The organism is Enhygromyxa salina (assembly GCF_002994635.1).
GTDB lineage: Bacteria > Myxococcota_A > Polyangia > Nannocystales > Nannocystaceae > Plesiocystis > Plesiocystis salina_B.
Map to the genome: position 1 here is coordinate 42,789 of NZ_PVNL01000064.1, position 20,899 is coordinate 63,687.

Genomic DNA, 20,899 nt, shown 5'->3' on the forward strand with positions numbered 1-20,899 from the left:
ACTCTCGATGACTATTTTTTTTCTCAGGGAAGACAACACGGGGGCGCGACCACAAAGGACACCCGGGCGACCGCACCGACGCGCAGCTCGTCGCGGCTGGCCGTGGCGCCGGGTGATGGCGAGATTCGAAGCACAATCCCGCAGGCGTCTCCGGGATCAGGGGCGGCCGATGTGGATCTCGCCTGCGACGATCTTCCCGCTTCGGACCCGGTAGCGCGCCGTGTGTGGGTGCTGGCATGACCCGCCGGTGGCGAGCTTCAGCGTGAGGCTGCAAGCGGCGTCGATCTCGTCGTCACCGCGGAGCGCGAGCTCGAGCTCGTGCATGGCGACGGCGCTCACCGAGGCGCGGGTGCACCAGGAACGAGCGGATCGCTCGGGGTCAGTCGGCTCGAGCGCGTCCATGCCGAGGATCCGCCACTCGACCGCGTCAGCGACAAAGGGCTCGCAGGCGGTCGGATCGCTGCCCTGCGCGGCATAGAAGCTGCGCACCACGTCGGTCGGCGTGAGCGCGATCGCGGTGGTCGTCCGCGGGTGCGGCTCGGGCAGCTCGTCCGCTCGCAGCACAGCGAAGACCCGCGCGAGCTCGTCGGCATGATCAACGTGAAAGTAGTGATTGCCCGCGGGAAACCATCGCCAATCGAAGCGCACGTTGGTGTGTGGCGCCCACTGCCACAGCTCGAACACGTTGATCACGGGATCCCGGGCCCCGCCGATCGCGGTGATCGGGATCCCAAGTGGCTCGGCCGGGACAGGCCGGTAGGTCATCATCATGCGGCTGTCGGCGCGCATGGTCGCCATCGCCATGTCGCGCAGCTCGACGTCGCGGTCGAACTCCTCGAGGCCCTGAAATTCGACGCTACGCAGGAACCCCAGCAGCAGGTCGTCGCTCATGTCGTGCAGGGCCGCGCCCGAGCGCTCGACCGCGCCGACCAGCTCGTCGAGCTTGTAGCGGGCGGGTGGCCCCAGCGCGGCCACGAACAGGTGGCGCGGCACGTGACCGGCAGCCGACAGCTGCCGGGCGACCTCGTAGGCGATCAGCGAGCCGGAACAGTGGCCGTAGAGCGCGAAGGTCTGACCGTCGAGGGTGTGCAGATCATCGATGATCGCCCGCGTCAGCTCGGTGACGAGCTCGTCGACGCTGGTCGGCCAAGCCTCGCCCAGCCGGGTCCCGCGGCCGGGTGCCTCGACCGCGCGGATCTCGAGCCACTCGGGCATCGCGTCGTTCCACGGGCGAAAGGCGCCCGCCGAGCCGCCGCCGTACGGCACACAGTAGAGGATCACGTCGGCCTGCGGACGCGGGCGCGACGTCACGAACCATGGACCGCGCGTCGGTGTGGCGGCCGGGTCTCGGGTTGCGCCATCGCGGAGCTTGGCGACGAGCGAGCGGATCCCCGCGGCCTGCAGCACCTCGAGCAGCGGGATCTCGTAGCCATGATCAGCCAGGCGCGCGCGCAAATGCGAGGCCATCAGCGAGTCGAGGCCGAGCTCGCGCAGCGGCACGTCCATGGCCAGCTCCGACGTGGCTCCGAGCTCATGCGCGAGGGTGTTGACCACCAGCGCCTCGACCGAGAGCTCGGCGCGGTCGCTGACGGGCGGGGCGGCGTCGCTGGCGTCCGACGCGACCACGCCCGCGCGACCGGTGCGGGGATCGGCGAGGCGGATCCCCGGCCCGTAGCTGCGGCGGGTCCACGGGTAACTGGGAAGACTGGTGACGCGTCCGCCCAGCCACGGCCCGGTCCAGCGCGGCTCGACCCCGCGGGCCCACACCCGACCCAGCGCACCGAGAAACGCCTCGGGCCCGCCACCGCGCGCCATCCCGCAGCTCAGACTGCTCGGCGGATCGAGCTGCCCCAGCGGATCTTCGAGCGGCACGCTCAACACCGGGTGCGGACTCAGCTCGATCACCACGTCGCCCGCCGGACGCAGCACCTCGCTCAGGGCCGGCCACAGGCGCACGGGCTCGCGCAGGTTCGCTTTCCAGTAGCTCGGCGCGGTCGCGTCTTCGAGCCACGCCAGGGTCACCGTCGACAGCATCGGCGTGCGGGGGCCGTCGCCGGGAGCCAGGCCGCGCAGCGCAGCTTCGACGCCGGCCGAGAGCTTGTCGACGTGGCTACAGTGGGAGGCGTAGTCCACGTGGATCCGGCGGGTGAACACGCCGTCGGCCTCGAGCTCGGCCATGAGCTCGAGCAGCGGCGCGGGTGAGCCCGCGACGACCACGTTGATCGGGCTGTTGACGACGGCGATCTCCAGATCCGAGGGGCGCGCGGCCAGGCGCTGGCGAACTTCGGCCTCGGACAGCGCGACGGTGGCCATCGCCCCGGGTGTGTCGAGTCGCTCGGCGACCAATTGGCTGCGCGTGGTGATCACCCGCGCGGCGTCGTCGAGCCCGAGCAACCCGGCGACCTGGGCCGCCGCGACCTCGCCCATGGAGGTGCCCAAGACCACGTCCGGCTCGACGCCGAAGCTCCGCCACAGGGCCGCGGCGGCGACCTGCATCGCGAAGATCGCTGGCTGTACCCGGTCGACGCGAGCCAGCTCGGTCTCGGAGCCGAGCGCCGCCGACAAGCTCCATCCTGCGACGTTGGTGATCGCCTGCTCACAGCGAGACAGAGCGTCACGAAACACGGCCGACCAGCTCGCCAGCGCGCGGCCCATGTCGATCCACTGGCCGCCCTGACCGGAGAACAAGAACACCACGCGCGGTGTCGTCGAGCTGGCGAGGGTCGGGTGGGCCTGGTTTAGCGCGCTCGCGAGGCTGGCCCGGTCGCGCCCGATCGCGTGACCGCGCCACGGCAGGTGAGTGCTGCGCGCGGCCAGGGTGTACGCGAGCTCGTGGGGGTCGATCGCGGGATCGTGCGCGAGCTGAGCGAGCTGAGCGGCGCGCTCGAAGAAGGCCTCGCGGCTGTTGGCCGAGATCGGCGCGAAGATGATCTCGCTGGGCGGCCGCTTCGAGTTTTCACGCTCGGGAGCCGGACCCAAGAGCGCGTGGGCGTTGGTGCCACCAAACCCAAAGCTGCTGACCGCGGCGTAGCGCGGCCCGTCCCAGGTCGTCGACTCGCGGGGCAGAACAAAGCGCGTGCCCTCGAGCTCGACGTCGGGGTTGATGCGCTCGAGGTGAAGGTTGCCAGGGATCCGCCCGTGGTGGATCGCCAGCGCAGCCTTGATCAGCCCAGCGACGCCCGCGGCGGCCTCGGTGTGCCCCAGGTTGGTCTTGACCGCGCCCAGCAAGCACGGCCGGGTGGCCTCGCCATACACACTGCTGATCGCCTGAAACTCGATCGGATCGCCGAGCGCAGTCCCGGTCCCGTGGGTCTCGATCAAGCCGACGTCTTCGGGCGCCAGCCGGGCGTCGGCGAGCGCGGCCTTCAGCACGCGGGCCTGCGCGAGCGCGTTGGGGGCGGTCAGCCCATTGCTGCGCCCGTCTTGATTGGTCGCAGAGCCGTGGATCACCGCGTAGACCCGGTCGCGGCTCAGGTCGACGTCGGACAGGCGGGCGAGCACGACCACGCCGCAGCCCTCGGAGCGCACGAACCCGTCGCCGCGCGAGTCGAACGCCTTGCAGCGACCGTCGGCGGCCATCATCCCGAACCGGGCCAGCGACATGGTCGTGTGCGGCACCAGGTGGGCCTGCACGCCGCCCGCGATGACCCGATCGCACTCGCGCCGACGCAGGGCCGCGACGCCCAGGTGCACGGCGACCAGCGACGAGGCACAGGCCGCGTCAATGCTGAAGCTCGGGCCGCGAAGATCCCACAGGTACGAGAGCCGATTGGCGAGGATCGAGTGGCTCGACCCGGTCGCCGAGTAGGCGTCGATCGTCTGCTCGGCGAACGCCAGCAAGGTCCAGTCGAAGCCCGACGCGCCGATGAACACACCGGTCTCGCTGCCGCGGACGCTGGCCAGCGGCAGCCCGGCGTCCGCGAGCGCGCTCCAGGCGATCTCGAGCAGCAGCCGCTGCTGGGGATCCATCATTCGAGCCTCGCGCTCGGACAGGCCGAAGAAGCCTGGCTCGAACTCGTAGATGCGATCGATCATGCCAGCGAAGCGGGTCTCGGCTTCGCCGGCCGGCCAGCGCTGCTCGGGGATCTCCTGGATCACGTCGACGCCCGCGCACAGGCCAGCCCAAAATTGTCGCGGGTCGCCCAGCCCGCCGGGGAACCGCAGGCCGATACCCACGATTGCGATCGGCTCGGCCGGCGCGGCCTCGAGCTCGGCGACGCGGGCCTTGAGGGCGTTGATCCTCAACAGGGACTGACGCAGCAATTCTGACTTGTCCATTTGGGGGGAGCCTGTGGGGGATCAGGACATGGGCTCGGCGAGCTCGAGCAAAAGCGCGGCCATGACCTCGTCATCGCTGGCGTCGGCGCCTTCGATCGGTGCGCTCACAGGCGCTGGCGCGGCGCGCTGGGGGGCAGGTGGATCGGCCTCGGCCTCGGGCGCGACGAGCTCGTGCAGGTGCCCGGCGAGCGCGACGATCGTCGGGAACGTGAACAACAAGGTGCTGGGGAGCTTGCCGTCAACCAGGGTCTGCAGCTGATTGCGCAGCTCGAGGCTCATGAGCGAGTCGAGCCCGAGCTCGGCGAGCGGTTGGTCCTGGCTGATCTGCGTGGGCGAGACGCCGAGCACAGCTGCGGCGCGCTCGAGCACCCAGCGCTCGAGGTTGCGGCGACGCTCGCGGGGTCCGTGAGCGTCGGCGAACAGAGCTTCGATGCTGAGCGCCGGGGCCGGCTTGGCGGCGGCACCTGGCGCGAGCAGGGCAAAGCGCGGGGTCTGGCCCATCTCGGGCTGGGCGCTGCGGTACGCGGGCCAGTTTAGCGGCGTCGCGCTCACGCAGGTCGGGGCGACGGCGCTGGTCAGCAGTCGGCTCAGCAGATCGATGCCCGCGTCGGGCGTCAGCGAGGGCAGCCCGCGCCGCGCGAGCCGAGCCCCGCGGCGCTCGTCGGCGGCGGCCAGGCCGATGTCCTTCCACGCACCCCAGGCGATCGACAGCGCGGGCAGACCCTGGGCGTGGCGAGCCGCGGCGAGGCCGTCGAGATACGCGTTGGCGAGCGAGTAGGCGCCCTGCCCCGGCGAGCCGAGCACGCCCGAGAGCGACGAGAACAGCACGAAGTGCATCAGCGGCAGCTCGCGGGTGAGCTCGTGCAGGTGCTGGGCGCCGTGGACCTTGGCGGCGATCACCCGGGCGAAGCGGGCGTCGTCGAGGTCGCGCAGCAGCGCGTCGTCGAGCACGCCCGCGCAGTGGATGATGCCCTCGAGCTCGTGCTCGTGGGCGCCGACGAGCTCGGCGACCGCGTCGCGGTTGGCGACGTCGCAGGCGGCGACGACGACCTCGACGCCCTGCGCCCGGATCGCGGCGATCTCCAGCTCGGCGGCGTCGCTCGGGGCCCGCCGCCCGACCAACACGAGCCGCGCGACGTTGGCGTGGGCCAGCATGGTTGCGCAGCGCAGACCGAGCGCGCCCGTGCCTCCGGTGATCAGCCAGGTGCCACCAAACAGCCCGAGCTCGACGGAGCCCGCGACCGGCAGCATGATCCGGTTGGTCGCCTGCTGGGGATCGGGCAGCTCGAGCACCAGCTTGCCCGTGTGCCGGCCCCGCGCCATCTCGCGCAGGGCATCGGCGCCGCGCTCGATCGGCCAGGTTCGAAACGGCAGCGGCTGATAGCGCCCGGCGTCGACCCGGGCCACCAGCTCGCGCAGCGACTCGCGCAGGGCCGCGGAGGCCAGCAGCGCGGGCTCGCCGATGTCGACGGCGAACAGCGCCACGTTCTTGCGAAACACCTCCATGCCCAGGCGCTTGTTGGCGTAGATGTCGGTCCGTCCGATCTCGAGGAAGCGCCCGCCGCTGCGCAGGATCTCGATGCCGAGGCGCAGATCCTCGCCGGGCAGGGTGTTGAGCACGACGTCGACCCCCTCGCCGTCGGTGGCCGCGCGGACGCCCTCGAACCACTCGTGGGTGCGGGACGACCACGCCTGCTTGCAGCCGAGCTCGAGCAGCAAGGCGCGCTTGTCTGGGGTTCCGGCGGTGCCGTAGACCTCGGCGCCAGCGTCCAGGGCGATCTGGATCGCCGCCTGGCCGACGCCGCCGCTCGCCGAGTGGATCAACACCCGATCCTCGGGGCCGACCTGGGCCAGCTTCACGAGGGCATGAAACGCGGTCAGGAACACGCCGGGGAGGGTCGCGGCGGCGGCCGGTGGGAGCCGCGCTGGCCGGCGCGCGAGCAGGGACGCGCGGGTGATCGCGTGAGTGCCGAACCCGCCGCCACTGAGGATCGCGACCACGGGATCGCCGATCGACCAGTCGTCGACGCCGGGGCCGAGCCGGGCGATCCGTCCGCTGCACTCGACCCCGAGCGGGGGCGGGCCGTTGACGCCCGGGTACAGGCCGTGGGCCTTGAGCACGTCGGAGAAGCTCACGCCGGCGGCCTCGATCGCGACCTCGACCTCGCCGTGGTCGGGCTCGCCGCGGTCGAGCTCGCGCAGGGCCAAGCTGTTGAGGTCGCCCGGCTGCGCGCACCAGAGCCTGAACGGGCGATCCATGGCGTCGGCGATCCGCTGCGGGGGTGCGGGTGGGATCGGGGCGCCGCGCCAGCGCGTCACCCATCGCTCGCCGGCACGAAACGCCAGCTCGCGCTCGTCGTCGGGGGCGAGCAGGTGATCGAGCATGGCCGCGATCGAGCTGTTTGGGCGTTCCGTGGGATCGAGATCGATCAGCGACAGATCCCACTGCGCGAGCTCGTGTCGCAGCGTCCGGCCCAGGCCCCAGGCTGCGCGTGCGCTCGGCTCGATCATGGTCGCAGCGCCCGAGTTGCCGTCGCCGATCGACCAGGCGCCGCGGGTCACGAGGACGACCCTGCCCGGCTCGGCGTCGACGGCCGCGATCCGATGCAGCGGTCGCCACAGCTCGTCGAGCGCGGCGCTGCCGAACTGGATCCAGGTGGCGCCATCGATCTCGGCGACGGGGAGGGTCGCGGAGGCGTCGACTCGGGTGATCTGCTCGACGCCACGCTCGCGCAGCGCCTCGATGATCAAGCCCGCCAGCTCGTCTTCGCCGCCGCAGACCACCCATGGGCCGCTCGGCACGGTCGGGGCCGCCGCGCTGGGGGCGACCGTCCATGTGTCTTCAAACAGCCGCAGCTCGTCGAGGGTCGAGGTCTGCGAGTCGACGCGGCGCAGGCGGAGCCCCTTCATGGTCGCCGCGATCGCGCCGTCGTCGGTGTGGACGGTCAGATCGGTCACGGCTTCGCGGGCCGCGAGGTCGCTGGCGGTGGGCTCGCGCAGCCGAGCGTGGACGAGGGCTCGCCTGGGGATCCCGCCGCGGACCAGCAGCGACTCGACCCCGACGGGCAGCCAGCGCCCGGCGCTCAGCAGCGGCGCGACGGCGTGCTGGGCCGCGTCGACCCACGCGGGGTGCAGCGCGTCGGTGCCCGCGACGGCCTCGGTGGTGTGCAGCTCGGCCAGGGACTCGCTCGCGCCCACGCGCAGCTCGACGATCCCCTGAAACGCCGGCCCATAGCGCAGGCCAGCCGCGGCCATGCGCTCGTAGAGCTGCTCACCCGCGAGGACGTCGGCGCAGCGCTGGCGGATCGCCGCCATTGCGACGCGGCCGTTGGCCTGATCGATCGCGGGCGGCCGCGCGACGACCCGGGCCCGCGCGTGGCGAACCCACGCGCCACCCGACGCGTCACGCCCAGTCTTCAACGACAGCACCTCGGCGTCCCAGACCCCGGGCTCGACCATGTGGCAGACCGTCTGGACCTCGACCTGCTCGTGCTCGCCAAGGGTCAGCGCGCCCTCGATCGTCAGCTCGCGGACCTCGACCTCCTCGTCGCGGGCACCGACGGCGCGCCGGGCCCAGACCAGGTAGGCCGCGCCGGGGACCACGATGACCTCACCCACGCGGTGATCGGCGAGCCAGTCTTCGCCGCCGAGCTGCAGGGTGAGCACGCGGACGCCCTCGTTGCCGGCCTCGGCGATCAGCCGGCCTTCGCTGGAGCTGCGCGCGGGCCCGATCGCCGGCCAGTAGCGCTGGCGATCCCACGGGTAGGTGGGCAGCTCGATGAAGCTGCCGTGCGGGTTGAGGGCCGACCAGTCGGGATCGTGGCCGCGCTCGTACAGCCGGCCGACCAGCTCGAGCATGCTGCGGCGGTCACTGGTGTCGTGGCGCAAGCTGGGCAGGCACACGCTGCGGCCCTCGTGGGCCTCGCACCACTGCTTGATCCCGTAGCCCAGCACCGGGTGCGGGCCGATCTCCACGAAGGTGACGGGCCCGCGCGAGAGCAGCTCGAGCACGACCTCGTCGAAGCGCACCGGGGCCCGCAGGTTGTCGCCCCAGTAGCTCGGATCCAGCTCGGTCCCGACCACCGCCCGGGCGCGGACCGTCGAGTACATGGTCGTCGTGGCTGGGCGCGGGCTCAGGCCGATCAGCGCGGCTTTCAGCGGCTCGATCAAGTCGTCCATGCCGGGGCTGTGCGAGGCGTAGCCGATCGCAACCCGGCGAAAGAACCGACCGCGCGCCTGCAGCTGCACGCCGAAGCGATCGAGAGCCTCGGGCGCCCCCGCGAGCAACACCGTCTGCGGGCCGTTGACCGCGGCCACGTGGAGTTCGTGGAGCTCGCCGGCAATCTCGGCCTCGGCCTCGGCCCGCGACAGCTCGACGACTGCCATTCCGCCAGCGGGCGCACGCTCGGCGACGAGTCGACTGCGGGCGTCGATCACCCGACCGGCGTCACCGAGCTCGAGCGCGCCAGAGATCACGGCCGCCGCGACCTCGCCGATCGAGTGACCCACCACGCCATCTGGCCGCAGTCCCCAGCTCTCGAGCACCCGCGCGAGCGCGATCTGGATCGCGCACAGCAGCGGCTGAACGACCTCGGCCCGATCGAGGCTGCGCGCGTCGGACGACTCGGAGCCGACGAGCTCGGCGCTGAGCGACCAACCAAGCGTGGGCTCGAACGCCTCGGCGATGCGGTCGATCGCCGCGCGAAACACCGGCTCGTGGACGTAGAGCTCCTGGGCCATGCCCAGGGTGTGCGAGCCCTGCCCGGAGAACACGAACACCAGTCGCGCGTGGCGCCCGACCTTGCTTGGCTCGGCGTGGCGCAGCAGCTCGGGCAGCTCGTTCCGCTCGCCGAGCGCCGCGATCCGCATTGGGTGATGATCGCGGTGGGCACCGAGCGTGAGCGCGATGTCGTCGATCTCCTGCGCGGAGGTAGCCGCGCCCACGCGCACGGCGGTCGACTCGGCCCGGGCCTGCAGCGCCGCGAGCGAGCGGGCCGACAGCGGCAACAGGTAAGGTCGCTCGATCGCGGCCGGGCGCGCCGCTGGTTCACGCGCGGGCGCTTGCTCGAGCACGATGTGGACGTTGGTCCCGCCGAACCCAAACGAGCTCACGCCCGCGAGGCGTCGCCCACCGCTTGGCTCCCAGGCGACCGCGCGCGTGGGGATCTCGGCGCGCAGCGGTCCCAGATCGATGTTGGGGTTGAGCGTGTTCAAGTTCAGGTGCGGCGGCACCACGCGATGGCGCAGCGCGAGCACGACCTTGAGCACCCCCGTGATCCCGGCCGCGGACTCGAGGTGGCCGAGGTTGGTCTTGTGCGAGCCCAGCCACAGCCGGTCCGCGCGGCCGCCAAACACCTCGGTGAGGGCCCGAACCTCGATCGGATCGCCGAGAGGTGTGCCCGTGCCGTGGGCTTCGATCATCGAGACCTCGTGCGGCTCGACCCGGGCGCTGGCGAGCGCCGCCCGGATCACCGCGGTCTGCGAGGCTGGATTGGGGACGGTGAGCCCGCTCGCGTGGCCGTCGTGGCGGACCGCCGAGCCGCGGATCAACGCGAGGATCCGATCCCCCGCTCGCTCGGCGTCGGACAGGCGGCGGACCGCAAGCACCACGCAGCCCTCGCCGCGAACGTAGCCGTCGGCGGCGCTGTCGAAGGTCCGACACCGACCGCTCGCCGACATCGCGCGAGCGCGGCTGAGGAACACGCCGAGCTCGGGGGCGAGGATCACGTTCACGCCACCGACCAGCGCACGATCACACTCGCCGAGCCGCAGCGACTGCGCCGCGAGGTGCAGCGCCACGAGCGACGACGAGCAAGCCGTGTCGATCGCCATGCACGGACCTTCGAGGCCCCAGGTGTGCGACAGCCGACCGGCGGCGACGGACGTGTCGGTCCCGGTGAAGTCATACGCGCCGATGTCCTCGGCCGACCCGGCGTGGAATTTCAGCTGAGCAAAGTCCTCGGTGCCGATGCCCACGAACACGCCAGTCTGAGACCCGCGCAGGCTTGCGGCCGGCCAGCCGGCTTGCTCGAAGGCCTCATGACCGACCTCGAGCAGTAACCGTTGCTGCGGATCCATGCGCTCGGCTTCGCGGGCCGAGATGCCGAAGAACGCCGGATCGAAGCGGGTGAGATCGCCGAGGAACCCGCCCTCGGCCGAGACCATGCGGCCGAGGCGATCGGGATCGGCGTCGGTCCAGGCTTCGGCGTCCCAGCGATCCGCGGGCACGGTCGTGACCGCGTCGACGCCGGCCTCGAGCAAGCTCCAGAATTCGTCGACCGAGTCGGCGCCCGGCAGCCGACAGGCGACACCGACCACGGCGATCGGCTCGTCCAGGCGCGGGTCTCGGCCGTCGCGCGGGCGGGGATCGACTCGGGCTTCGACTTCGGCTTCGCGGACGATCACGGCGCCGGGTTTGCGAAGCTCGCGCTGCGGGACCGGGCTGGGCGCAGCCGGGGACGACCAGTCGACAAAATTCAGGGCCGCGCGGGCCAGCGCCGACACGCTTGGGTGCTCGAACACCAAGGTGCTGGGCAGCGACACCGCCAGCGCCTTGCTCAAGCTGGTCAGCAGCCCGATCGCCAGCAGCGAGTCCATGCCGAGTGAGAACAGGCCCTCGTCGCGGGGCAGCTCGTGCTCGATCATCAGGGCGGACTTGGCCTGAAGCTCGATCCAGTCAGCCAGCGCGTGCTCGCGCTCGGTCACCGTCAATCGCTCGAGCGCCGCGACCAGCGAGCTTGCGACCGCGGCGGGCGGGGGCGCTTCCGCGGGGGTCTGCGTGGGTGGGTGAGCATCCCGATCCCACTGCGTGGCCTCGACGAGGATCAGCTCGCGGCCGTCGGGATCGAACATCACGAGCTGCGTGTGGGTGACGACCAGCGCGCCCACGCGGCTCGGCGTCGCGCGACCGTGCAGCCGGCTCCAACCACCCAATACCCGGGCGCTGCCGTGGATCAGCGAGGCCAGCGTGCCCGCGAGCTCGAACGCGCGGACCGTGGTGACGCCGTTCAGGCGCAGCCGCCAGCTCGCGCCCCCACGCTCGATCGCCGTGACGTCGGCCCCGAGCGAGCGCTGGATCGGCGCGAGCTCGGCCTCGAGCTCGGCGGCCGAGCACGGCTCCCAGACCACGTCGCTGGACCACGGCGCGAGGGCGGCGGCCGGGGCGAGGTTGGCGTTCAGCAGCTCGCGCCAGCCGTGACCATCGTCGGACCAGACCTCGACGCCGTCGCGGGTGCGCATGACGTGCACGCGCTCGATGCTGTGGGTGCTCGCGGCCAGCAGGGCGTCGACCAGGGGCGCGTCGACCAGCGCGATCAACAGCGTGATCAGGGCGCCCGCGTCGAGTCGAGCTGTGGCGCTCGGCCTCGCCTCCCAGGTTGGTCGGGGTTGATCCAGACGAACGAGGTCAGCCCAGCCCGGCGGCGCGACGAGGATGTGGCCCGCCGCGGTCCCGCGCCTGGGTGTGGCCACGGGCGCCGCGGGGAGCCGATGCCGCTGGCGCTGCCACGGGTACACGGGCAGCGAGGTCACGTTGGCCGGCGGGATCAAGCGCTCGAGCTCGACGGCCACACCCAGACCGTGAAGCCGGCCCGCGGCCTCGGCGAGCTCGAGCCGGGCGCTGCCGTCCCGCCGCAAGGTCGCGACGGTCGCCCGTTGCGCGGCGTCATGATCCGCGCCGCGCTCGGCCAACACCTGCGCGATCGGGATCTGCAGGACCGGGTGCGGACCCAGCTCGACGAACACCGCGTCCATGTCGTTGGCGACGGCCTCGATCGCCGCGGCGAAGCGCACGGGCTCACACATGTTGCGGACCCAGTAGTCGAGGTCCAGCGGCGCTTCTCGGCGAGCGCCATCGACCGTCGAGTAGAGCGGCAGCTCAGCCGACTCGGTCTCGACGTTGCCCGCGAACTTGCGCAGCCGCACGCTCGCGGCCGTGACCGCGGGGCTGTGAAACGCGTACTCGGTCGACACCCAGCGCGCGAACCGACCGGCGCTGGCGAACGTGGCCCGGACCCGCTCGAGCGCGGCGAGTGGTCCGGCGAGCACACACGAGCTTGGCCCGTTGATCGCCGCCACGCTCACCTCGGGCTCGCCGAGCGCCGCGACCTCGTCGGGGGCGATCGCCAGCGCCAGCATCCCCCCGCTGCCGCGCAGGTTGGCCATGACGCCGGCGCGCATGGTCACGATGTGGCAGGCCTCGAACAGCGGCAGGGCGCCGCACGCCCACGCGGCCGCCAGCTCACCGACACTGTGACCGACCACCGCGGCCGGGCGGATCCCGTGCGAGGCGAACCACGTCACGAGGCCGACCTGAAGGGCGAAGATCGCCGGCTGCGCGAGCTCGGTCGCGTCGAGCTCCTCGTCGCGCAGGGCATCGAGCACGCTCGTGCCGCCGAGGCTGAGCACGAGCCCGTCGATGTCCTCGAGGATCTGCCTGACCTCGATCGAGGACTCGAGCAGCTGGCGGCCCATGCCCCGGTACACGCCCCCCTGCCCGGCGAACACGAACACCACGGACGGCGCGGTCCGGCCAGCTTGGATCAGGGGGGCCGCGCGCAGGCGGGCAGCGAGCTCGCCCGCGCCGTCGCCCGCGACCGCCAGTCGCCAGGCATGGTTGCCGCGGCGGCGCGCGGCCGTGTGACACAGATCCGCCAGCGGCGGGTGCTGGCCAGCGAGCAGCGCGGTCCAGCGCCCGCGCAGCTGCTCGAGGGCTCGCTCGTCGCGGGCCGACAACAACAGCAGCGAGGGCCCCGGCGGGGGCGGGTGATCCTCGGCCGAAAGACCCCGCTCGAGGATCACGTGCACGTTGGTGCCGCTGAACCCAAACGAACTCACGCCCGCGAACTGGCCGGGTAAGTCGGTCGCATGCTGGGGCACGCGCAGCGGCGAGCTGTCCCAGGGGACCATCGGGTTGCCGCGATCAAAGTGGATCTGCGGCGGGATCATCCGGTGCTCGAGCGCGAGCACGGCCTTGATGAACCCCGCGACCCCGGACGCCGACTCGAGGTGGCCGAGGTTGGCCTTGAGCGAGCCGACCCACAGCGGCGAGTCGTCGGCCAGGCGCATGGCCTTGGACAGCGCCTCGAGCTCGATGGGATCGCCGAGCGAGGTCCCGGTCCCGTGGGCCTCGACGTAGCCGACCTCCTCGGGCTGCACGCCCGCCTCGACGATCGCCGAGCGCAGCAACGCCCGCTGGGCCAGCCCGTTGGGCACGGTCAGCCCGCTGGTGCGCCCGTCGTGGTTGAGCGCCGAGCCGCGGATGATCGCCCGGATCCGATCGCCCGCGAGCATCGCCTCGCTGAGCGGCTTGAGCACGACCATCCCGCAGCCCTCGCCAATCGCTATGCCGTCGGCGCCCGCGTCGAACGGGCGGCAGCGGCCGGTCGGCGAGAACATCCGGTTCTTGCTGCGCTCGACCAGGGTCAGCGGCGACAACAAGGCGTTGACGCCCCCCGCGATCGCCAGGTCGCACTCACCAGCCCGCAGGCTGCGGACCGCCAGATGGATCGCCGTCATCGACGACGAGCACGCCGTGTCGACCGTGAGCGAGGGTCCGTGGACCCCGAGGAAGTGGCTCAGACGACCCGAGAGCACCGAGCTGCGGGTCCCGCTGGCCGTGAACCCGTCGATCCAGTCGGCCTCGGCCCGCCCGAGCAGCTGCGCGCCGTGATCATAGTTGAGGGCCCCGACGAACACCCCGGCCGAGCTGTCCTCGAGCGCCGAGAGCATGACCCCGGCGTCCTCGAGCGCGCTGACGCCAACCTCGAGCAGCAGGCCCTGCTGCGGATCCATGCTCAGCGCCTCGCGCGGGGAGATCCGAAAGTAACCGAGGTCGAGCCCGTCGACCTCGCTGATCAGCCCGGCCTCGCGCGCGTAGGTGCGGCCGGGCGCGTCGGGATCGGGGTCGTACCAGGGCTCGATGTCGAAGCGCGAGCTGGGGATCGGGACCACGGCGTCGGTCCCGGCCAGCAACATCGACCATAGATCCTCGGCCGAGTCGGCGCCGGGGAACCGACAGGCCATGCCGATCACGGCGATCGCCGCGTGGTCGCTGGCGACGATCTGCCGGGCCACCTGCTGCTCGGCGGTCAGTCCCAGGAGCTCGCCGAGGTGACGGACCAGGCGCGGCAGCGTGGGGTAGTTGAAGGCGATCGTCGCCGACAGCTGCAGGTGCAAGAGCTGCTCGAGCCGGCCGCGCAGGGTGACCGCCATCAGCGAGTCCATGCCCTGCTCGGCGAAGCCAATGTCGCGATCGAGGCTCCGCTCCTGGCCGAGGATGTCGAGCACCTCGGCCTCGACGGCGCGCTCGAGCGCGGCCACTGTAGCGATCACCCCGCTCGTGCGGGGGGCGGCGCTCGGCGCTGCCACGATCTTCGTGACGAGATCTTCGATCAGCGGCGGCGTCCAGCTCAGCGAGTCCGAGAATTGATCCCAGTCGACGGGCACCAACACCAGGTGCGGCGCGTCCGTGTTCCAGGCCGAGGCGAACCACTGCACGCCCTCCTTGGCGTCGAGCGGGCGCACGCCCGACCTCCGAAACCGCTCGCGGTCGTGCTCGGTCAGGCGCTGCGATTGGTTGGTCCAGATGCCCCAGCTCTGGCTCTGGGCTGGCAGACCAGCGGCGTGGCGCTGCTCGGCCAGGGCGTCCAAGAACGCGTTGGCGGCCGCGTACGCGCCCTGTCCCGGGTTGCCCAGGACCGAGGCCATCGACGACAGCAGCACGAAGCGCTCGATCGTGTGGTCGCGACAAAGCTCGTGCAGCAACATCGCGCCCGTGACCTTGGGCGCCATGACCTCGGCGATCTGATCGCTCGTGAGCGTAGCAAGCGGGGCGTCTTTCAGGGCCATCGCGCCGTGGATGACCCCGGTCAGCGACGGCAGCGTCGCCAGCAGCCGCTCGAGCGACGCGCGATCGGTGACGTCGCAGCGAGCGAAGCGGATCGCCTCGCCGAGATCCTCGACCTGCTCGCGGGCGGCCAATGAAGGATCGCTGCGACTGGCCAGGATCACCTGCTCGGCCCCCGCCGTCTCGATCAGCCAGCGCGCGAGCTGGCGCCCCACGAACCCGGCTCCGCCCGTGATCAGCACCCGTCCGCCGGTCCAGCTGGCCTCGGCGGCGGGCGGCGCCGGGACCAGGCGACGGACGAGCCGGCGCCCGTCGACGATCGCAACTTGCTCCTCGTGATCGTCGACGAACAGCGCGTCGGACAGCAGCGCGATCGCGTGCTCGTCTGCGAGGTCGATCAGGCGGTGGCTGATCTCGGGGTGCTCGCGCTGGAGCACCCGCCCGAGCCCCCACAGCGCCGCCAATGCGGGCGACCCCTGGCCCCTCGCTCGCGCCTGGCCGGGGATCACCTGGGCGCCGCAGGTGACCCAGGTCGAGGTCGCGCCCGCGTCGACGACCGCGCGCAGGACCTCGACGGCGGCCCGCGTGAGCGCCACCGCGGCCTCGTCGGCCGGGCCCTCGGGGGTCGTCCACAGCGCGATCACGTGCGCGCGCTGGCCCGCGCGAAGCGTCTGCTGCAGGTCCTCGCGCAGGACCAGCTCGACCTCGGAGCCCGCGTCGTGCAGCAGGTAGCTCAGCTCCTCGCCGAGCGGCGTGATCTCGTCGACCACGATCACGCAGCGGTCCGAGGGCGTGACCATGGCGATCGGCTCCGACCTCCAGCTCAGGCGCAGCGCGCCGACCGGCTCGTCTGTGGCGAGGTCAGCCCGATCGACCGGCAACAGCGAGACGTCGCCGAGGTGACCGAGCAGGCCGCCGTCGCTGCGATCCCACAGCGTCACGTCACCGCTCAGCGGCCCCCGCGGGCGCGAGGCCACGGCCCGGACCCGCTTGGCCTGGCTCCGAACCAGCCGCAGGTCCGCCGTGAACAACGCGTTGGCCTGACCCTCGATCGGCGCGTCGACCAACAACAGCTGCAGACCCGCGTCGAGCAAGGCCGGGTGGATGCCGCGCTCCGTGCCGTGGGTATCGACGCCCTCGGGCAGCGCGAGGTCAGCGATGATCGTGTCGCCATCGCGGACCAGTCGCTCGATCCCGCGAAACGCCGGGCCATAGTCGTTGCCGGCCTCGGCCCACCTGGCGTAGGGCGCAGGCTCGGCTGCAGCCTCGTCGAGCGCGGGCATCTCGCCGACGGGAAACTCGACGCTGCGCTGCAGGCGAGCCTTGGCGTGGCGCACCCAGGTGGCTTCCGCGTGCTTGGTCGCAAACACCTCGACCGCGTAGCCCTCGCCCTCGCGCTGGGCCGAGACCTGAACGGAGCGGGCGTGACCGTCGAGGATCAGCGGAACCTCGAGCACCGAGTTCTTGACCTCCCAGCTGCCGGGCACGCTGGCGATCACCTCGCGCATCCACATGATCATCGCGATCCCGGGGACCGCGATCTCGCCGTGCACGCGGTGGTCGCCGAGCCACAGCTGGCGGTGCTGATCGAGCTCGAGCTCGAGCACCCAGCCACCCGCGGCGCTCGGCCGGGGCCCGGTCGAGCGCGCCGCCGACGGCGGGGGCGGCCAGAACCGCTCGCGGGTGAACACCGAGGTTGGCAGCGGCGCGATCTTTCCTCGCGCCAGCAGCGGCTGGGGATCGAACGCCACCCCGGCGACGAACAACCCGGCCAGCGAGTCGAGCAGCGCCTCGACCTCGTCGTGCCCGCGCCGCAGGCTACCGACCACCGCGCCCCGACCACCGAGCTGGCTGTCGACCTGGCCGTCGCCCGGTCCCACGTCGAGCTCGGCGAGCGCCCGCTCGATCACCCCGGTCAGCAGCGGGTGAGCCGAGACCTCGATGAAGATCTCGGCCCCCAAGTTGATCGCCCGACGCAGCGCCCGATCGAAGCGGACCGGACGGCGCAGGTTCTCGATCCAGTACGAGCCATCGAGATCCTCGCCCGTGAACTCGCGGTCGAACACCGTGGAGATCATCGGCACGCCCGCGGCGGCCGGCGCGAGCTGGTCGAGCTCGGCGTACAGCGCGTCGCGGAGCGCGTCGATCTGGGCGCTGTGCGAGGCGATGTCGACGTCGACCCGCCGGGCAAAAATGTTTCGCTCGCGCAGCTGCTCGACCCACGCGTCCACGGCCTCGGGATCCCCCGCGACCACGCTGCTCTCCCCATCATTGACGACCGCGAGGCTGAGCTCGTCGGGCAGCAGCTCGATCAGCGCCTCGAGCCCGAGCCCGACCGCCGCCATCGCGCCGCGACCCGCGATCCCCAGCAACAGACGGCTGCGGCGCGCGACCACCCGCGCGCCGTCGGCCAGGGACAGGCCCCCCGCGACGCAGGCCGCGGCGATCTCCCCTTGCGAGTGACCAATCACCATGTCCGGCTCGATCCCCCACGACCGCCACAGGGCGGCCAGCGAGACCATCACGGCCCACAGCGTCGGCTGAACCACGTCGATGCGCTCGAGCGGGGGTGCGCTCGGATCCGCGAGCAGGACCTCGCGCACCGACCAGCCGGTCTCGGGCCGAAGCGCCGCGTCGCAGCGATCGAGCGCCTCGGCAAACACTGGGGCGCTGGTGAGCAAGCGCTGCCCCATGCCGACCCACTGCGCGCCCTGTCCCGGGAACACGAACGCGACCCGGCCCCCCTCGCGCGCGCTGCCCCGGTGAACCACCGGCGTCGCCTCGACAGGCGCGCCTCCGGTTCCGTCGAGCTGGGCGAGGCCTCGAATCAAGCTCTCGCGGTCCCCGGCGACCAGCGCGGCCCGGTAGCGGTGGTGCGGACGATGGCGCAGCCCCGTCCACGCGAGGTCCTCGAGCGCGACCTCGGGATTGCGGACCAGGTACGCCCGCAGGTCGAACGCCGCGCGCTCGAGCCCCTTGGGCGTGGTCGCCGTCACGGGGACGATCGTCGACCGGCGCGGCTCGACCGGGTGAACGAGGCTGCGATCGTGGAGGGTCTCGAGCAGCGCGTGGAAGTCGACGTACTCGTCTTGCTCGCGGTACGTGCAGGCCAGGGCGTCGCCAGAGCCATCGCCAGGACCGTCACGGGTCGAGATCGTCGTCACCGTCTCGCGGATCGCCGAGCCCAGCACCGGGTGCGGACCGATCTCGACAAACACCGGAGCGCGCGCCCGACTCAGCTGTCGCAGCCCGTTGAGCAAGTCGAACGGCTGGCGGAGGTTCTTGGCCCAGTAGCTCGCGGTCGCTGATCCGGGCGCGGCCCAGCCGTCGAGCGTGGTCGACCACCACGGGATCACTCCGGCACCCGGAGCAATGTCCGCGAGCGCGGCCTCGAGCTCGGCGAGGATCGGCTCGACGAGCGGAGAGTGGGACGCGTAGCCGACACGGCCCCGCCCGCAGCGAACCCCCTGGGCTTCCCAGGTGCTCGCCGCCGCGTCGAGTGAGCTCGGGCTGCCGGTCACCAGCGTGCGGCCCGGAGCGATCTTGCCAGCGAGCGACAACCCAGGAGGGAGCTGCTCGAGCTGCTCGGCGGGGAGCCGAACGACCATGACTTCGCCGGTGCCAGCGAGGTGCGCCGCCGCGAGTCGGGCCCGGGCAGCGATCACCGCCGCGGCGTCCTCGAGCGAGAGATGACCCGCCACATGAGCAGCCGCGACCTCGCCGATGCTCTGGCCGATCACCTTGTCAGGGCGGACGCCGTGGGCCGCCAGGGTGCGAGCCAACCCGACTTGGATCGCAAACAGCAGCGGCTGGATGACGTCGGGCGACTCGCCAGGCTCGCGGCTGCACAGCCGCTGCAGCGTCGACCAGCCGATCAGCGGGCGCAACGCGGCGTCGCAGGCCTCGACCGCGGCCCGGAACTCGGGCTCCCGATGGAGCAGGGCTTGGCCCATCCCCAACCACTGACCGCCGTGGCCGGAGAACACGAACACCAGCTCGGGCGGCTGCGCGGGTGAGTGTGCTTGGGCTTGCTGAATCTCCACCCGCACCGACGCAGCGGCTCGCAGAGCGCCGGGCGCTGAGGCCAGCGCGACGTGGGCATTGGTCCCGCCAAACCCGAACGAGCTGACGCCGGCCAGCCGCGTTCGGTCGCGCTCGGGCCAGTCGAGCACGTGCGTGGGCACCCGCAGGCGCAGCCGATCAAAGTCGATGTGGGGGTTGGGCGTCTCGAAGTGCAGGTTGGGCGGAATGGCCCCGTGGTGGAGCGCGAGGGTCGTCTTGATCAGCCCGGCCATGCCCGCCGCGGCCTCGAGGTGGCCCAGGTTGGTCTTGACCGAGCCGATCACCAGCGGGTCCTCGCGTCCGGGACCAAACACCGCGCCGATCGCCTCGGCTTCGATCGGATCACCGAGGTAGGTCCCGGGCCCGTGGGTCTCGACGAAATCGACCTCTGCGGGGGGCAGCCCGGCGACCGCCCACGCGCGCGAGAGCACGGCCTCTTGCGCCTCGCCCGAGGGCGCCGTGAGTCCGTTCGAGTAGCCGTCGTTGTTGATCGCGCTGCCGCGGATCACCGCGTAGATCGGAGCGCCGCGCTCGAGCGCGAGCGAGAGCGGCTCGAGCAGCACCACGCCGACACCCTCGCCGCGGACATAGCCGTTGGCGCGGGCGTCAAACGCCTTGCACCGGCCGTCGGGCGCCATCGCGCCGAATTTGCTCATCGCCACCGTGCTCAGCGGCGACAGCAACAGGTTCACGGCGCCCGCCAGCGCGCGGGAACACTCGCCCCGCTGCAAACTCTGCACGGCAAGGTGAACCGCAACCAGCGATGATGAGCAGGCTGTGTTCACCGTCAAGCTCGGCCCACGAACCCCCAGGAGGTAAGACAAGCGCCCAGCGATAATTCCTGGATCGTGCCCAGTCGCGCTGTGCTGCTGGATCCGGGCCGGGTCGTCACCAACCACCCGATCCCAGTCATTCCACATCGCGCCCGCGAACACGGCCGTCGAGCTGTGGACCAGCGAGCGTGGGACCACGCCACCGCTCTCGAGCGCCTCCCAGGCGACCTCGAGGAACAGCCGCTGCTGTGGATCCATCTCGCGAGTCTCACGCGGAGAGATATTGAAGAACGCCGGATCGAAGCGATCGACATGGTCGAGAAACCCACCCCATCGCGTCGCCGCCTTGCCCGCGGCCGCCGGATCGCTGTCGTACCAACGATCCGCGTCCCAGCGGTCGAGCGGAACCTCGGTGATCGTGTCGACCCCGTCTCGCAGCAGCCGCCAGAACGCCTCGGGCGACGCCGCGCCCGGAAACCGACAGCCCAGACCCACGATCGCAACGGGCTCGTTGACCGCGGCGGTCAGCTCGGCCTGCGAGGTAGCTTGGGGACTGGCGCCCTCGAGGTAGGTCACCAGCGCGTCGATGGTCGGGTAGCGCCACGGGGTCGTCGTCGCGAGCGAGCGACCGATGTGAGCCTCGAGCTTGGTCAACAGCGCCAGCGCGAGCACGGAGTCCAGCCCCTGATCTCGCAGCCGCCGGTCGAGCAGCACCCGCCCGGGGTCGACCTCCAGCAGGCCTGCGACTTGCTCGACAATCCACTCTCGAAGTGGGCCTCGAAGTGGGCTGGGGCGGTTGACAGACGAGTCGGCCATGGAACGTTACGCGGATGTCTCACTTGCCGAGCGACGGTGGTCCTGGCAGCCTCGCCACGAGCCCAGAAGATCGTCACCCCCGAAGACCCTGCCTCACATTCAAAGCGCGGCAAACGGTGACTTG

General features: G+C 71.8%; 2 protein-coding genes. Both read right to left on the reverse strand.

The annotated features are described in order from the left end of the window. Nucleotides 1–156: 156 nt before the first annotated feature. Nucleotides 157–4,278: a type I polyketide synthase gene (locus tag ENSA7_RS17275; RefSeq protein WP_106090399.1), complete on the reverse strand. Its 4,122-nt coding sequence runs from the start codon at nucleotides 4,276–4,278 to the stop codon at nucleotides 157–159. A 21-nt stretch (nucleotides 4,279–4,299) separates the two neighbouring features. Beyond that, entirely contained in the window at nucleotides 4,300–20,775 is a 16,476-nt protein-coding gene (locus tag ENSA7_RS17280; RefSeq protein ID WP_106090400.1) for a type I polyketide synthase, read from the reverse strand. Nucleotides 20,776–20,899: the final 124 nt, after the last annotated feature.

Coding starts and splice junctions, on each gene's coding strand:
- ENSA7_RS17275 (WP_106090399.1), bottom strand. CDS start 4,278: ATGGACAAGTCAGAATTGCTGCGTCAGTCCCTGTTGAGGATCAACGCC.
- ENSA7_RS17280 (WP_106090400.1), bottom strand. CDS start 20,775: ATGGCCGACTCGTCTGTCAACCGCCCCAGCCCACTTCGAGGCCCACTT.